Below are 14,922 nucleotides of genomic sequence, written 5' to 3'. Positions count from 1 at the left end.
AATGCTCATTCAATTGTGTAGCGTACTTCCATCCTTTCTTAAAGTCAAAAAATTTCTTAAAGGAAATTTACCACTAACGGAGGTGTCGTCCCATTCGTACTTTCCCTGTTCGTCGTGACCGAATACTGCCCTGGCGCAGCCGCTTGCTGCAGCCCGAAAGTGGCATCAGTCTTGCTTGGCAACCCTGCGCAATCAGTTAACAAAGGAAACGGTTTATGGCTCCCAAGTTTTATAATGAGATATGGCTGGAAGAGGCGAAAAAGAAGCCGGTTCCCCGAAAGCACTACGAAGAATACCTCAAGTGGCTGGACCGACAGGAAACGGATTTGTTGCTGAACAAGCGAGAAGAAGCTGAGGCGCTGTTTCAGCAGGTGGGAATCACCTTCTCCGTATCGGGCGATGGTGATGGCACGGAGCGGACCATTCCGTTTGACATCATTCCCCGCGTCTTCCCGCTGAGGGAGTGGAATGCCCTGCAGCGCGGCGTCGAGCAGCGCACCAGGGCCTTGAATATGTTCCTGCATGATGTCTATCACGACAAGGACATGATTCGCGCCGGGCTCATCCCTGCCGACCTGATCATCAATAACACACAATACCGGCCGGAAATGGTCGGACTGGACGTGCCGCATCGCACGTATGCGCATATTGCGGGTATTGATATCGTACGCGCAGGCAAGGGGGAGCTGTATGTGCTCGAGGACAATCTGCGGGTGCCGTCCGGCGTGAGCTACATGCTGGAGAATCGCAAGATGATGATGCGGCTGTTTCCTGATCTTTTCAGCAAAATCAAGGTCACACCGATAGCGCATTACCCTGATCTGTTGCTTGAAACCCTGATCGAGTCGGCGCCAGAGCGCATCGACAAGCCCACCATTGCGGTGCTCACGCCCGGTATGTATAACTCGGCGTACTTCGAACATACGTTTCTGGCGCAGCAAATGGGCGTGGAGCTGGTCGAGGGCAAAGACCTGTTTGTCAAGGACGATTATGTTTACATGAGAACCACGCAGGGGCCGCAGCGTGTCGATGTGATGTATCGCCGCCTGGACGATGATTTTCTTGATCCCGAGGTGTTTCGCAAGGATTCGGCACTGGGCGTGCCAGGGCTCATGCGGGCCTACAAAGCGGGCAACCTGACGCTGTGCAATGCCATCGGCACCGGCATCGCCGATGACAAATCGGTCTACCCGTATGTCACGGAAATGATCCGCTTCTATCTGGGTGAAAAACCGCTGCTGAACAACGTGCCCACCTATGCGTGCCGTAATGAAGAGGACAAGGCCTATGTACTTGCCCATCTGAAGGAACTGGTGGTTAAGGAGACGCATGGCGCCGGCGGTTACGGCATGATGGTTGGGCCGGCCGCCACGCGAGATGAGCTGGCCATGTTCGAGCAACTGATCAAAAAGGATCCGGCCAAGTATATTGCCCAGCCCACGCTGGCGTTGTCCACCTGCCAGACGTTCGTAGAGGCCGGTATTGCCCCGCGTCACGTGGATCTGCGGCCGTTCGTGCTGTCTGGAAAGACGATCCGCATGGCCGCAGGCGGATTGACCCGCGTGGCACTGAAGGAAGGGTCGCTGGTGGTCAATTCGTCGCAGGGGGGCGGCACAAAAGATACCTGGGTCATCAACCGGCGCGGCTAGGGTCGCCAGCCGGACGCGCGTAGCGGGGCAATGTCGTCTGTATGAGTGCGCTATTGCACCGGCAGCAGACAGCAGTATCGTCGTATGAAAATAAGGAAGAATCATGTTAAGTCGTACCGCCGATCATATTTACTGGATGTCCCGTTACCTGGAGCGGGCAGAAAATACCGTGCGTCTGCTGGAGGTCTGTTACCAGACGACCCTCATGACCAATGACGAGGATCATTCGGACTATAGCTGGCGCAGTGTGCTGGCGACGCTGGAAACGCTGGAGCAGTATGAGGCCGAATGCGGCGCCATCAGTGCTGATCGGGTGATTGAATTTGTGGTCAACAGCAAGAATTACACCTCGTCCATCGCCTCATGCATCCGGCTGGCGCGAGAAAATGTGCGCGCGATACGCGGCACCGTGACGTCCGAAGTATGGGAAACCATCAACTTTACCTGGCTGGAAATGAACCGCCTGCTCAAGACGCCGATGCTGGCCAGCAACCCGACGCGGTTCTTCGAATGGATCAAGACCCGTTCCCTGCAGACGTTGGGCGCGCAGGAAGGCACCATGCTGCGCAACGAAACGTACAATTTCATGCGCCTGGGCACCTATCTGGAGCGCGCCGACAACACCGCACGCATGCTGGAAATCCGCTACTATCTGGAAAATGCGGCCGACGACAAGCGCAAGTTGGTCACCCAGCTGTATCACTGGACCGCTGTGCTGCGCTCGCTCTCTGGCCTGGAAATCTATCGCCATGTGTTTCGCGAAACCGTAGACTCCAAACGGGTGATCGAACTGATTGTTTTGCACCCGGATATGCCGCATTCACTGGCTCATTCCTCGTGCGAGCTGCTGGCCCATTTGCAAAAAGTGCGCAATGCCAAATCCGATGAAACGCTGCGCCTGGCAGGGCGGCTGGATGCGGACCTGCGCTATACCACGATCGATGAAATTTTCAAGGAAGGCCTGCATGACTGGCTGACCCGGTACCTGGAGAAGATGGATGCGATCGGCCAGGGCATCAACGATGATTTTCTGTGGCAGCCGGTTCAATAGCATTATCGACCAACAGCAGCCTGACGCGAACCAGCAGGTGCAGCAGCGCATCAAGGCGTAACTGGTTGTAGCTGTGTCCGCCTGCGCTGCAGCCGCTAAGGGGTGTGGCGCATGTGCATCGTTGTCGCCGATTAGTCGAAACAATGGGTAGGCGTCTGGTCGAAATTGCGTACAATGACTCATTGTAAAGTCATCATCAATGGTTGCATGGACTTTTCCCTTGATCAATTACTGAGTCCTTCCCCGGATGGAGCGTTTTCCGAGCTGCGTGACCAGGCCGGAGGCCTGGCGCCGGAGTGGGATTATGTGCTGTCGGCGCTCAGAAACCTTGCTCCCGATGATCTCAAGGGCTTTCTGGCGTATATCTCCGAAAATATCCAGAACCGCGGCAGCATCTACAATGCCTACAGCGAAGACGGCAGCATTGAACCCTGGGAATCGCTCAGCGTTATTCCATATGTGATTTCTGCCCAGGAATGGGACTTCATTGAGCTTGCGGTGGCCCAGCGCGCAGCGGTGATCAACGACACGCTGCGCGATATTTATGGCCCGCAACATCTGATTCGGCGGGGCCTGGTTCCGCCCTCGCTCATCTTCGGCCAGCGGGGTTTTCTATGGCCTTGCATCAATACCCTGGATACGCACGAAAATCACCTTCATATGTACGCAGTCGATATTGCCCGCGACGAGAAAGGGCAGTGGCGGGTGTTAAAGGATCGGACCCAGGGGCCGCTGGGCGCGGGCTATGCCCTGCAGAACCGCCAGATCATGAGTACGGCACTGCCGGCGCTGTTCAACCAGTTGCGGGTTCATCCGCAAACCGATTATTTCCGCGCTTTGCGCCAGACCCTGCTGTCGAGCATGTCGGTCGAAGACGGCAACGTGGTCACGGTGCTGCTCTCGCCCGGTCCCAAACATCCCGCGTATTTCGAGCATGTTTTCCTGGCCCGGCAAATGGGCGTGCCGATTACCGAAAGCCTGGACCTGACCGTACGCAATGATCTGCTATACCTCAAGACGCTGCGAGGCCTGCAGCGGGTGCATGTGGTCTTGCGCCGTCTGGAAGACAACGAATGCGATCCGATGGAGCTGTATGGCAGCGACTATCCGGGTATTCCGGGTTTGTTGCAGGCCATTCGCAAAGGCAATGTGACGGTGTGCAACGCATTGGGGTCGGGCGTGCTCGAATCTGCGGGCATGCTGGAATTTTTGCCTGGCATTTGCCAGCATCTGCGCGGCGAACCCTTGCTGATGGATTCGATCCGCAGCTGGTGGTGCGGTAACGAGGCCAATCTGGATTATGCCCGTACACGATTTGATTCGCTGATGTTCAAATCCAGTTTTTCATCGATGCGCGCCAGTCCGCAATACGTGCCTGATTTGAATCAGGCGCAGCGCGAAGCGCTGTTGCAGCGGCTGGAAACGAGCCCGCGTTCGCTGGTGGCGCACGAGGTGATGCCGCTGGCCCGCATTCCGGAAATTGATTTTGAATCGCGGCAGTTGCAGATGCGCCGCTTTACCATGCGGGTTTTTGCTACCCTGGCTCATGATGGTTCCTATCAGGTCATGCCTGGCGGTGTGGTACGAGTCGAAGACAAAAGCAATACGCCGGTACTGTCTTCGCGCAATCGGCAGATCAACAAGGATCTATGGGTCTGTCGAATGGCCCGTCCTGCTGTGCCGACAGTGGTTACCATACCGCCGGCCCGCGCCCGGGTGCGCAGTGTGTCGGACGCCTTTGAAGCAAAGCCGCTGACGCTCGAACAATTGCTGGCGGCACATACGACCACGCCGGCGCGCATCGGCGAGAACCTGTTCTGGATGGGGCGCTATGGCATCCGCGCCGAGCTTTCGGTACTGCTGCTGCGCACCATTACCCGCAACCTGACCGAACGCGTGACCGAGAAGGAAACGCTCATCACGCTGCTGTATAAACTGGGCACGCATCTGCATGTGTTGCCTGTGCCGTCGGCAGAAGCCATCGGTGCCGATGACACCTATGATATTAATTTTATTCGTCATCAGCTGGGCGCGTCTCTGGCGCCTTCATCGCTAAGCGGTGCGCTGACCAACAATGTGAACTATCTGCATCAGTGTGCGTTCAACATACGGGAAAGGCTGTCGCTGGATGTATGGTGGGTGGTCAACTACATGCCCACCTATCTGGGCACCGCCAAGCTGGACCTGACCGTGGTGCAGCAGCGCATGCAGGAACTGTTCGCCAGTTGCTCAATCCTCTCGGGTTTTACGCATGAACAGATGACGCGTGACGAGGGCTGGAGTTTTCTGCTGCTTGGCCGCCTGATCGAAAAGCTTGGCCGCATGAGCGACACGCTGGGATTTTTTCTCAAGCAGAGCGAGCATGACAAAACCATTATGCTCGAGTCGCTGCTGGAAATTGCCTACAGTATCGTGACCTATCGCGCCCGCTACCATCGCGAAGAAGAGATGCTGGCAGTGTTGTATCTGCTGGTGTTCGACCGCAGCAACCCTTATTCACTGCGCTATCTGTGCCAGAGCCTGCTGGATAACAGCGCCGCATTCAATGTTCAGGAAGCGCAAAGCAGGCAAATCCTGCAAAAGGCGCTGGGCGATCTGGACGCGGTTGATCTGGCGCGGTTTGCCGTAGGAACACCCGCAGCCGGGCAGATTTACGAGCAACTTGCCAGAGTGTGCGCTGATATTTCTTACGGGCTGTCCATTTACGCCAACAGCATTAATCATCAGTATTTTCTTGTGACCGAAACGATCTCGAGCGATACCGGCCTTGAGACGGTCAACAAGGAGTTCCTGTAATGGTGACGTATCACATTCAACATGACACGGAATATAATTACCACTCGCCAGTGACCCAGTCGCGGCAGATACTGCGTCTTTCTCCGCGCATTTTGTCCTGGCAGGGACCCGAGTCCCACACCATCCATATCGATCCGTGTCCGGACAAGATCGATTTTCTGCTGGACTGCTTTGGCAATCCGCTGCAGTATTTCACCCTGATGGGCGATCACAACAGGCTGGCGGTGCGCGCGCATTCCGTGGTCAGCCTGACCCACCGCCGGCTGCCAGACAGCGAGACCACGCCGCCCTGGGAAGAGGTCGTCAATCATTTGCGCTATATGTCGGGCAAGACGTATCTGCCCTATGATTTTGAAGCCACCCAGTTTCGCTTTGAATCGAATCACATTCGGCTGCTGCCCACCATTGCCCAGTGGGCGCGACAGGCCATCCGTCCCGGCATGCCGGTGCTGGCCGCGGTGGAGGCGCTGCAAGCGCGTATCTTCAAGGAATTTGTCTTTGACCCGCAGGCCACCACCATCTCCACCCCCGTGCTCGAGGTATTCCAGAAGCGCCGTGGCGTATGCCAGGACTTTGCGCACTTCATGATTTCCTGTCTGCGCGCCATCGGCCTGGCGGCGCGCTATGTCAGCGGCTATCTGCTGACCCATCCGCCGGCAGGCCAGCCCAGGTTAGTCGGCGCCGATGCTTCGCATGCCTGGGTGTCCGTTTATATTCCTGGCCATGGCTGGGTCGATTCGGATCCGACCAATAATGTGTTTCCTGACCAGGAGCATATCACCCTGTGTTGGGGCCGCGATTTTTCCGATGTCTCACCAATTCGGGGCATGATGTACGGAAGCAGTGCGCATAGTCTGAAAACCTCTGTCACGGTCATGCCGGAAAGCGAATTGCCGCGTTAAATTGCTTCTATTTCAGTTGTGATAATGCCAAATTTCCTGTTGGAATTATTTTTTAGTAAGGGTTTTCCATAGGAGCGAGTCGATTTTTAAACTGCGTAAGTGATTGATTTATAACAGTAAAAAATACATGTTAAAAATTTACGTTTAAACTTAAAAAAAATTATTGACGAATTTTTTTTCTTATGAGAATTTAGATATATGTCTTAACTCCTTCTCGGAAAATTCGGTGTGAATAGTCAATATGATGTCGTGATCGTTGGTGGTGCAGCCACGGGCAGTTCGCTGGCCTATTTCCTGAGCGCATCGGCCTCCTTCGACGGTTCAATCCTGGTGATCGAAAAAGATGCCAGTTATCAAAAATGCGCAACAGCCTTGTCTGCCGCTTCGATCCGGCACCAGTTTTCAACGCCGGAAAATATTCAGCTCTCACAATTTGGTACCGAGTTCCTGCGTCATTTTGGCGACATACTTGCCGTCGATGGCGAGCGTCCGGACGTGGGCTTCCAGGAAAAAGGCTACCTGTTTCTCTCAACCCCGGGGGGCGAGACGGTCATGCGTGAAAACAATGCGCTGCAGCGCAGCCTGGGGGCCGATATCGTTTTGAAAACGCCTGCGGAACTGCAGGCGACGTGGCCGTGGCTGAACGTGGACGACCTGGCGCTTGGCTCCTATGGCGTGACGGGCGAAGGCTGGCTGGACGCCTATGGCATGATGCGCGCCTTCCGTCGCAAGGCGATCGCCCAGGGTGTAACCTACCTTGAAGATGAGGTTGTTGCGATCAATAAAACCGGCAGGACCGTGACGGGCGTGACCCTCAAAAGCGGCAGGCATATTGCCTGCAACACGCTGGTCAATGCGGCAGGGACAGGGGCGGCGGCACTGTCGGCACAGGTCGGCGTGGTGCTACCACAAGAGTCGCGCAAGCGCAGCGTTTTCTATTTTACCTGCCCTGAAAAAATTGCTGACTGCCCTATGGTGATTGATCCCAGCGGCGCCTATTTTCATCCCGAGGGCCAAGGCTTTATTGGGGGCATACAACCACCCCAGGAGCAGGATCCCGAGTGCTTTGACTATGACGTTCAGCATGAACTGTTCGACGAGCTGCTGTGGCCAATTCTGGCCGCGCGTGTTCCGGCCTTCGAGGCCCTGCGCTGCGAACATGCATGGGCGGGCCATTACGACTACAACACGTTCGACCAGAATGTGATTCTGGGGTACCACCCCGCTGTAGAAAATATGGTTTACGCTAATGGTTTCAGCGGACATGGTATGCAACAATCACCCGCTGTTGGTCGCGGGTTGGCCGAACTTATCGAATTTGGAAAGTATCGCAGTCTTGACCTCTCACGCATGAGCTGGGAACGTGTTTTGAACAATCAGCCCATCGTGGAGCAGAATGTGTGGTAGTGGTGGTAAGTCGTGTGGCCGGCGTGTGCCTGTCGCATATCCATAATTGGTTTTGCCTTGTGCAGGACCCATGCTCGTCGATCAGGAGAAAAGCATGAATAAAATGTTGAAGAGAGTTTTTCTGGCATCAGCGCTTACCGCTGCCTTCGGGACGCCGGCGCTGGCCGCAGATGAAATCAAAATCGGCCTGGGCGCGCCCATGACAGGGGGCAGTGCGGCTTTTGGCAAGCAGTTGCAGACAGGTGCACAGGCAGCCATTGAGGCCATTAACGCCAATGGCGGGGTTAACGGCAAGCAGCTCAAGCTGGTTACTGTTGATGACGCATGTGATCCCAAGCAGGCGGTAGCCGCCGCCAACCGCCTGGTCGATCAGGAAAAAGTCACGGCCGTGATCGGACATTTCTGCTCTTCCAGCACCATCCCCGCATCCGAAATTTATGATGAAGCCAATATTCTGAACATTACCCCGGCCTCCACCAATCCCAAGGTGACAGAGCGTGACCTGTCAACGATTCTGCGCACTTGCGGACGCGACGATCAGCAGGGTGAAGTTGATGCGCAATTCATGAAGAATGTGCTCAAGGTCGAACGCGTTGCGATCATCAATGACAAAGACACCTACGGTGTCGGTCTGGCCAATGCTACGCGCGATGCTGCCAAGAAGCTGGGTATCGAAGTGGTGCTTGAAGACGGCGTGACTCGCGGTGAGCGTGACTACAATGCGCTGGTCACCAAAATCAAGGGCGCAAACGTGGATGCCGTGTTCTTCGGCGGTCTGTATGCCGAGGCTGGTGTGCTGGTCAAGCAGATGCGTCAACAGGGTCTGAAAATACCATTCATTTCCGATGATGGCATTGCCGATCCCGCCTTCGTGACCGCTGCAGGCGGTATACAGAATGCAGAAGGCGTGTATATGAGCTTTCTGAAAGACCCACGTAATGACCCGGCTTCCAAAGGCGTCGTTGACGCACTGAAAAAATCGGGCAGCGATGCCGAGGGCTTTACGCTGTATTCCTATGCTGCAGTACAGGCTGTCGCAGCGGCGCTGACAGCCAACAAGGACGAGACGGACGGCACCAAACTGGCCGACTGGCTCAAGGCCAACCCGGTTCCTACGGTAACAGGGAACAAGGGCTGGGATGACAAGGGTGACCTCAAATCCAATGACTTCGTTCTGTACGTCTGGAACAAAGACGGCAAGTACGTAGAGTACAAACAGTAAGGTCTGAACGGGACGGCGCATGACATCACCATGCGCCGTCTGCATTTGCACCATCAATACTTCCAAGAAGCGACGGCTGTTTTTTTCGCAAAACACCAGACCTTTGTCTTCACCCTGAAAAGGTACAATCATGGATTGGTATATTCTGGGCCAGCAATTGGTAAATGGCGTCACGCTGGGCGCTATTTACGGCTTGATTGCAATTGGCTACACCATGGTTTATGGCATTATCGGCATGATCAACTTCGCCCACGGCGAAATCTACATGATCAGCGCCTATATCACTGCAATTGCATTTGCCGTATTCACATTTCTTGGCATAGATTCGCTGGCGCTTTCCTTGCTGCTTACCCTGATGGTCACCATGTTTATTACCGGGCTGTATGGCTGGTATATTGAACGCACCGTGTACCGACCGCTACGCACCACCAACCGCCTGGCGCCGCTGATTACGGCGATTGGTGTTTCCCTGTTGTTGCAAAACTATGTGCAGGTCAGCCAGGGGCCCTACGTACAGGGCGTGCCCTCGGTTATTCAGGGCGGCTTTACCATCGGATCTGATGACGGCTTCTTCCAGATTCGCTATATTGATCTGTTGATTGTGGTTGTCAGCTTCATTGCCATGATGGTCCTTACCTGGGTGATCCAGAAAACCAGCTTGGGCAGGCAATGCCGGGCAGTTGAGCAGGATCGCAAGATGGCGACCATCCTGGGCATCAACACTACCAGGATTATTTCAACTGTATTTGTAATTGGTTCCGTGATGGCGGCGGTGGCCGGCGAACTGGTCACGTTCAACTATGGCTCCTTCGATTTTCATATCGGCTTTATTCTGGGCATCAAGGCGTTCAGCGCGGCCGTGCTGGGCGGGATTGGCTCGTTGCCCGGCGCCATGCTGGGCGGCCTGATCCTGGGTGTGCTCGAATCGTTGTTCGCCGGCTTTGTGAGTAGCGACTACAAGGATGTGTTTTCCTTCAGTGTGCTGGTGCTGGTGCTGATCTTCAAACCGAGTGGCCTGCTGGGCCGGCCTGCCGTGGAGAAAGTGTAATGAGTACCACGCAAACCTCAACCATCGATTTTGGCCATTCATTGCGCGACGCTGTGGTTGCCGGCATCTTGACCATGCTGGTATTCAGTCCGATTACCAATTTCGTTCTCAAGCAGTACTCATTCACGCTGGACTGGTTCCGCAGCCCGTTCTTTCTGAATGGATTGGCTATCGGCCTGATTGTTGCGTTCGTGCGCTTTTTCGTATCGGTGGGCGCGCAGACGCAGACCGGGCAGAATTTCATCCAGAACTTCATCAGGACCGAACACGGCGTCGAGGTGGAAGACGAATATGCCGACGGCGGCAAGCGCTTAAGACGCGTACTGCTCTGGGGGGGCGGCCTGATGGCGGTGTTTCTGGCGCTGGGCCTGTCTGGCGTCATCTACCGGGGGGCCGGGATTGCCCTGGTGCTGGTCGTGCTGTTTGTCATGATTGCCATGGGTGTGCGTATCCCCAAGCGTCGCGGCAAGACGCATCCCTGGAAGGGCGCGTTGCCGGTGTTGTTCCTGGTGGGGTTACTGCTGCCGTTGTTGTTCTTCTACTTCGGGTGGTTCGGCAAAAGCTGGATCAACAACCTGACCCTGGCCATGGTGTACGTATTGCTGGGGCTGGGTTTGAATATCGTGGTGGGGCTGGCCGGCCTGCTTGACCTGGGCTTTGTGGCGTTCTATGCGGTCGGAGCCTATTTTCTGGCGTTGGGCGCCGAGTATCTGGGTATCGGTTTCTGGTCTGCACTGTTTCTCGCGCCATTGCTGGCGGCGCTATGCGGTGGGTTGCTGGGGTTCCCGGTGCTCAAGATGCATGGGGATTATCTGGCCATTGTGACGCTGGGCTTTGGCGAAATTATCCGCCTGGTCCTGGTCAACTGGATCAGTTTTACCGGCGGCCCCAATGGCGCATCGGTTCCAGATCCGACCATTTTCAATCTGGAATTCGTGCGTCGGGCCCGCGGTGACGCGGTGTCGTTTCACGATTTTTTCGGCTTGCCATACAGCAGTGATTACCGTTATCTCTTTGTCTATCTGCTGTTGTTTGTGATCAGCATGATTGCGCTACGCTTTTTTACCCAGTTGCGCGTGATGCCCATCGGGCGATCCTGGGAAGCCTTGCGGGAAGACGAAATTGCCTGCCGTTCGCTGGGCATCAACCACGTGACGGTCAAGCTATCTGCTTTCATGCTGGGTGCAATGATCGGCGGCCTGGCCGGCGTATTTTTTGCCACGGCGCAGGGTTTTATCAGCCCGCAATCGTTCAACTTTTTCGAATCGGTGCTGATTCTGTCCATCGTGGTCCTGGGCGGCATGGGGTCGTCCATCGGTGTGATCATTGCCGCCTTTACGCTCACGCTGTTGCCTGAGTTCCTGCGCGAATTTGCCGGTTATCGCGTGCTGCTTTTCGGTCTGCTCATGATTCTGATGATGATCTGGCGGCCTAACGGCTTGCTGCGACCGAAACGTTCCGTATTCAGAAAAAGCGAGGTGGCATAATGGCTCAGGACGTCAAAGAGGACGCCATACTGTCGGTTCAGCACCTGACGCGTCGATTCGGCGGCATCATTGCCAACAATGATGTTAGTTTCGACGTGCTCAGGGGGTCGATTACGGCGCTGATCGGCCCCAACGGCGCGGGCAAAACGACGGTCTTTAACTGCATTACCGGCTTTTATACTGTCTCGGCTGGACATGTCTACCTGACCCAGCCCGAGGGGCAAGTGGAAATCGGCGAACTGCTGCGCCGCAAAATCACCGGTGGTTCATATCTGGTTGCCCGGGCCGGTATCGCCCGCACGTTCCAGAATATCCGTCTATTCAAGGATATGACGGTGCTGGAAAACCTGTTGGTGGCGCAGCATCGCAAGCAGAACCGGAATCTGTTTTCCGGGCTGCTGGTCACCTCCGATTTTTCCGACAGGGAAGAAGCCACGCTGGCCCGCGCCTTTGAATGGCTCGAGATCGTCAATCTGTCCGAAGACGCCAACCGGCTGGCCGGCGAACTGTCCTATGGCAGGCAGCGCCGCCTGGAAATCGCGCGCGCCATGTGTACCGATCCCGCAATCATCTGTCTGGATGAACCGGCCGCCGGCCTGAATCCGCGTGAAACCCGGGAGCTTTCGGCGCTCATTCGCAAACTGCGCAACGAGCATGGCGTGACCGTTCTGCTGATCGAGCACGACATGGGCCTGGTCATGGAGATTTCCGAGCACATCATTGTGATGGATCAGGGCAAGGTGATCGACGCCGGCACCCCGGAACACATTCGCAATTCCGACGTGGTGATCGCTGCCTATCTGGGCACCGAAGTGGAGGACTAAGCATGGCAGACACCCCAATTCTTGAGATCAAGGATGTGAGCTCCTACTACGGGCAGATTCAGGCACTCAAAAACGTGTCCCTGCATATCAATCCGGGTGAAATCGTAACGCTGATTGGCGCCAACGGCGCCGGCAAAAGCACCCTGCTCATGACCATTTTCGGCACGCCCCGGGCGCGCACCGGCCAAATCCTGTACAAAGGCAATAACCTGTTGCGTCTGCCGCCGCACAAGATTGCCACCCAGGGCATTGCCCAGGTGCCCGAAGGCCGGCGCATCTTCCCGAAAATGACCGTGGAAGAGAACATCATGATCGGGACCCTGCCTATTGGCGACGCGCATCTGGACGAAGACCGGCAGCATATGTTTGATTTGTTTCCGCGCCTGAAAGAGCGGCGCAATCAGCGTGCCGGGACCTTGTCGGGCGGCGAGCAGCAGATGCTGGCCATCGCCCGTGCGCTCATGAGCCGGCCTGACATGATTTTGCTGGACGAGCCCAGCCTGGGGCTGGCGCCGCTGATCGTGCGCCAGATTTTTTCGGTGCTCCGGGAACTGGGCAAAAGCGGGAAAACCATTTTCCTGGTTGAGCAAAATGCCAACCACGCGCTCAAGCTGGCCGATCGCGCTTATGTTATGGTGACCGGCGAGATCAGGATGACGGGTACCGGCGCAGAACTGCTGGCCAATCCGGAAGTGCGCGACGCTTATCTGGGAAGCCATTAGATGGCTGCCCGCGAGGAAACCCCGCTGATGCAGCGCCTGCGTGCCGTACGCCAGGCCAATGATCTGACCCTGGAGCAGGCGGGCCGGGCCTGTGGCATTGCGGCCTCGACGCTCTCGAAAATAGAGAACGGGCTGATGTCACCGACTTACGATGTATTGCAGAAGCTGGCCATCGGTCTGTCGCTGGATGTCTCCGAGCTGTTTACGCCAGCACGCGAGCCGATGGGGGCGGGTCGTTGCGTGGTAGACCGCTGTGGACAGGGCAAGGTGCACAAGACGCGGTATTATGAACACTTACTGCTGTGCTCGCAGCTCTCGCACAAGCGGATGATGCCATTTCTGACACGTATTACGGCCAGGGACCTGAGCGCATTCAGTGATTGGAATCGCCATGAAGGCGAAGAATTCGTTTATGTGATCAGTGGACAGATCCAATTGCATACGGAATTTTATTCCGAGGCAACGCTGGGGCCGGGCGACAGTTTTTATATTGACAGCCGCATGGGGCACCGCTGCATCAGCGTCAGCCAGGAAGATGCACAAGTGCTCTGGATGGCAACCCAGCGCCCCGAGGCAGAATCAGGAGAAGCAAATGAGTAGTCCGGCGCCACGCGTGTTCAGTGCCGAAGAAACGCGCCAGTTGATCGCTTTCGGGCCATTGCGCCAGCATATTCTGGATGCGGCCTTGCAATATGCCGCGGGCCAGATCCACAGTCCCGACCGCCAGGTGCTGACGGTGCCAGGCAGCAAAGACGGCGTGCTGTTGTCCATGCCTTGCACCGCCCAGGACATTTGTGCGCATAAACTGATTTCCCTGCTGCCCGACAATCCCTCGCAAAATCGTCCGACCATACAGGGCATGGTATCGGTGCTCGATAGCGCGACCGGCGTCCCGCTGTTCGTTCTGGACGGTCCCACCGTAACAGCAAGGCGTACTGCTGCACTCTCCATGGCCGGCCTGCAGCTTTTTCTGGAACACGAACCGCGCACCATTGTGATCATTGGTGCAGGCAGCCAGGCCGATGGGCACGTGCAGGCCATTGCCGAGCTGTATCCTGAAGCCGCGGTGCATATTGCCGCACGCGCGCAATCCTGGGCAAAAGCGCAGGCCTTTTGCGAACGCCACGCCGGTCTGGGCATCCGGCTGCAAGTGACGGATCTGAACCAGTTGCCGGAACAGTTTGACGCGGTCATTACGCTGACCACCGCCGTTGAGCCGGTTTATCATGCGCCACCGCTGGCCGGGCGCCTGATTATCGGTGTGGGCGCCTTTCGCTCGCACATGGTAGAAGTGGCGTCGGAAACGGTGATGAACAGCGTGTGCTATGTCGACGACCTGGTCGGGGCCCAGCATGAGGCCGGCGACTACATTCAGGCGAAAAAGGACTGGAACGAGGTGTCCACCCTGGCGCAAGCCATTGAAAGCGGGGTCGACTATTCCCACCCCATCATGTTCAAGACCGTAGGCTGCGCCGCCTGGGATCTGGCGGCAGCGCGTTGCGCAAGGGCCGCAGCAGGGCTTTAGGCGTATTCCCTGGCTGGGCGATCGGCCGAACTTGGCAGCGTTGGCCACAGCAATATCAGTCGCCTTTTAGCTTATACATCAAGCGGTATTCGACGATGAAATCGGCCATGCACGGTCTGGCCCGATTGCCGGACCATGCCCCGCCCCGCCAGCTAGGATGACTACCTCCTTGAAACAGACGGGGCCGTCGCTTACCGCGGCGCGCCCAGTGTCAGGTTCATATGCCGATTCACATCCTTGTACAGCAGGTAGCGGAACTTGTCGGGCCCGCCAGCGTAGCAGGCCTGGG

12 protein-coding genes and 1 pseudogene are annotated in these 14,922 nt (G+C 56.3%); 12 read left to right on the top strand and 1 reads right to left on the bottom strand.

Annotated features, from left to right (window positions below; translation table 11 throughout):
• Positions 1-215 precede the first annotated feature (215 nt).
• From ACTIKR_RS11070 to ACTIKR_RS11015, 12 genes are all read left to right on the top strand, one after another.
• Positions 216-1,649, top strand: a complete 1,434-nt coding sequence (locus ACTIKR_RS11070) for a circularly permuted type 2 ATP-grasp protein (RefSeq protein ID WP_193087843.1) — start codon at positions 216-218, stop codon at positions 1,647-1,649.
• 103 nt (positions 1,650-1,752) lie between these two features.
• Complete coding sequence (locus ACTIKR_RS11065; protein WP_193087842.1) at positions 1,753-2,700, top strand: alpha-E domain-containing protein; 948 nt, start codon at positions 1,753-1,755, stop codon at positions 2,698-2,700.
• Positions 2,701-2,907: 207 nt separating this feature from the next.
• Positions 2,908-5,496 carry a circularly permuted type 2 ATP-grasp protein gene (locus ACTIKR_RS11060; protein WP_442327860.1) on the top strand — a complete coding sequence of 863 codons (2,589 nt, stop codon included), beginning with the start codon at positions 2,908-2,910 and terminating at the stop codon, positions 5,494-5,496.
• A complete protein-coding gene (locus ACTIKR_RS11055) occupies positions 5,496-6,398 on the top strand; it encodes a transglutaminase family protein (protein ID WP_442327859.1) in 903 nt (300 codons plus the stop codon). Before ACTIKR_RS11060 ends, ACTIKR_RS11055 begins: the two co-directional genes overlap by 1 nt.
• A 228-nt stretch (positions 6,399-6,626) precedes the next feature.
• The gene (locus ACTIKR_RS11050) at positions 6,627-7,805 is read left to right on the top strand and encodes an NAD(P)/FAD-dependent oxidoreductase (RefSeq protein WP_193087839.1); all 1,179 of its coding nucleotides are present in this window, start codon (positions 6,627-6,629) and stop codon (positions 7,803-7,805) included.
• A 94-nt stretch (positions 7,806-7,899) separates the two neighbouring features.
• Complete coding sequence (locus ACTIKR_RS11045) at positions 7,900-9,027, top strand: branched-chain amino acid ABC transporter substrate-binding protein (protein ID WP_193087838.1); 1,128 nt, start codon at positions 7,900-7,902, stop codon at positions 9,025-9,027.
• A gap of 130 nt (positions 9,028-9,157) precedes the next feature.
• Positions 9,158-10,075 (top strand): ABC transporter permease subunit, encoded by a 918-nt coding sequence (locus ACTIKR_RS11040; protein WP_193087837.1) that lies wholly within the window; start codon positions 9,158-9,160, stop codon positions 10,073-10,075.
• Positions 10,075-11,562, top strand: a complete 1,488-nt coding sequence (gene livM / locus ACTIKR_RS11035; protein ID WP_442327858.1) for a high-affinity branched-chain amino acid ABC transporter permease LivM — start codon at positions 10,075-10,077, stop codon at positions 11,560-11,562. The genes ACTIKR_RS11040 and livM overlap by 1 nt, the downstream gene beginning before the upstream one ends.
• The gene (locus ACTIKR_RS11030) at positions 11,562-12,386 is read left to right on the top strand and encodes an ABC transporter ATP-binding protein (RefSeq protein WP_193087836.1); all 825 of its coding nucleotides are present in this window, start codon (positions 11,562-11,564) and stop codon (positions 12,384-12,386) included. Before livM ends, ACTIKR_RS11030 begins: the two co-directional genes overlap by 1 nt.
• Before the next feature lie 2 nt (positions 12,387-12,388).
• A complete protein-coding gene (locus tag ACTIKR_RS11025) occupies positions 12,389-13,108 on the top strand; it encodes an ABC transporter ATP-binding protein (protein WP_193087835.1) in 720 nt (239 codons plus the stop codon).
• Entirely contained in the window at positions 13,109-13,708 is a 600-nt protein-coding gene (locus tag ACTIKR_RS11020) for a helix-turn-helix domain-containing protein (protein ID WP_193087834.1), read from the top strand.
• On the top strand, positions 13,701-14,633 hold the full coding sequence (locus ACTIKR_RS11015; RefSeq protein WP_442327857.1) for a delta(1)-pyrroline-2-carboxylate reductase family protein: 933 nt from the start codon (positions 13,701-13,703) through the stop codon (positions 14,631-14,633). Before ACTIKR_RS11020 ends, ACTIKR_RS11015 begins: the two co-directional genes overlap by 8 nt.
• A gap of 191 nt (positions 14,634-14,824) precedes the next feature.
• Here ACTIKR_RS11015 and ACTIKR_RS11010 read toward each other — a convergent pair.
• Positions 14,825-14,922, bottom strand: a pseudogene (locus ACTIKR_RS11010) ((S)-ureidoglycine aminohydrolase); the annotation flags it as partial.

The organism is Advenella sp., assembly GCF_052108595.1.
Taxonomy (GTDB): Bacteria; Pseudomonadota; Gammaproteobacteria; order Burkholderiales; family Burkholderiaceae_B; genus Advenella.
This window is presented reverse-complemented; position numbering and strand designations above follow the sequence as displayed.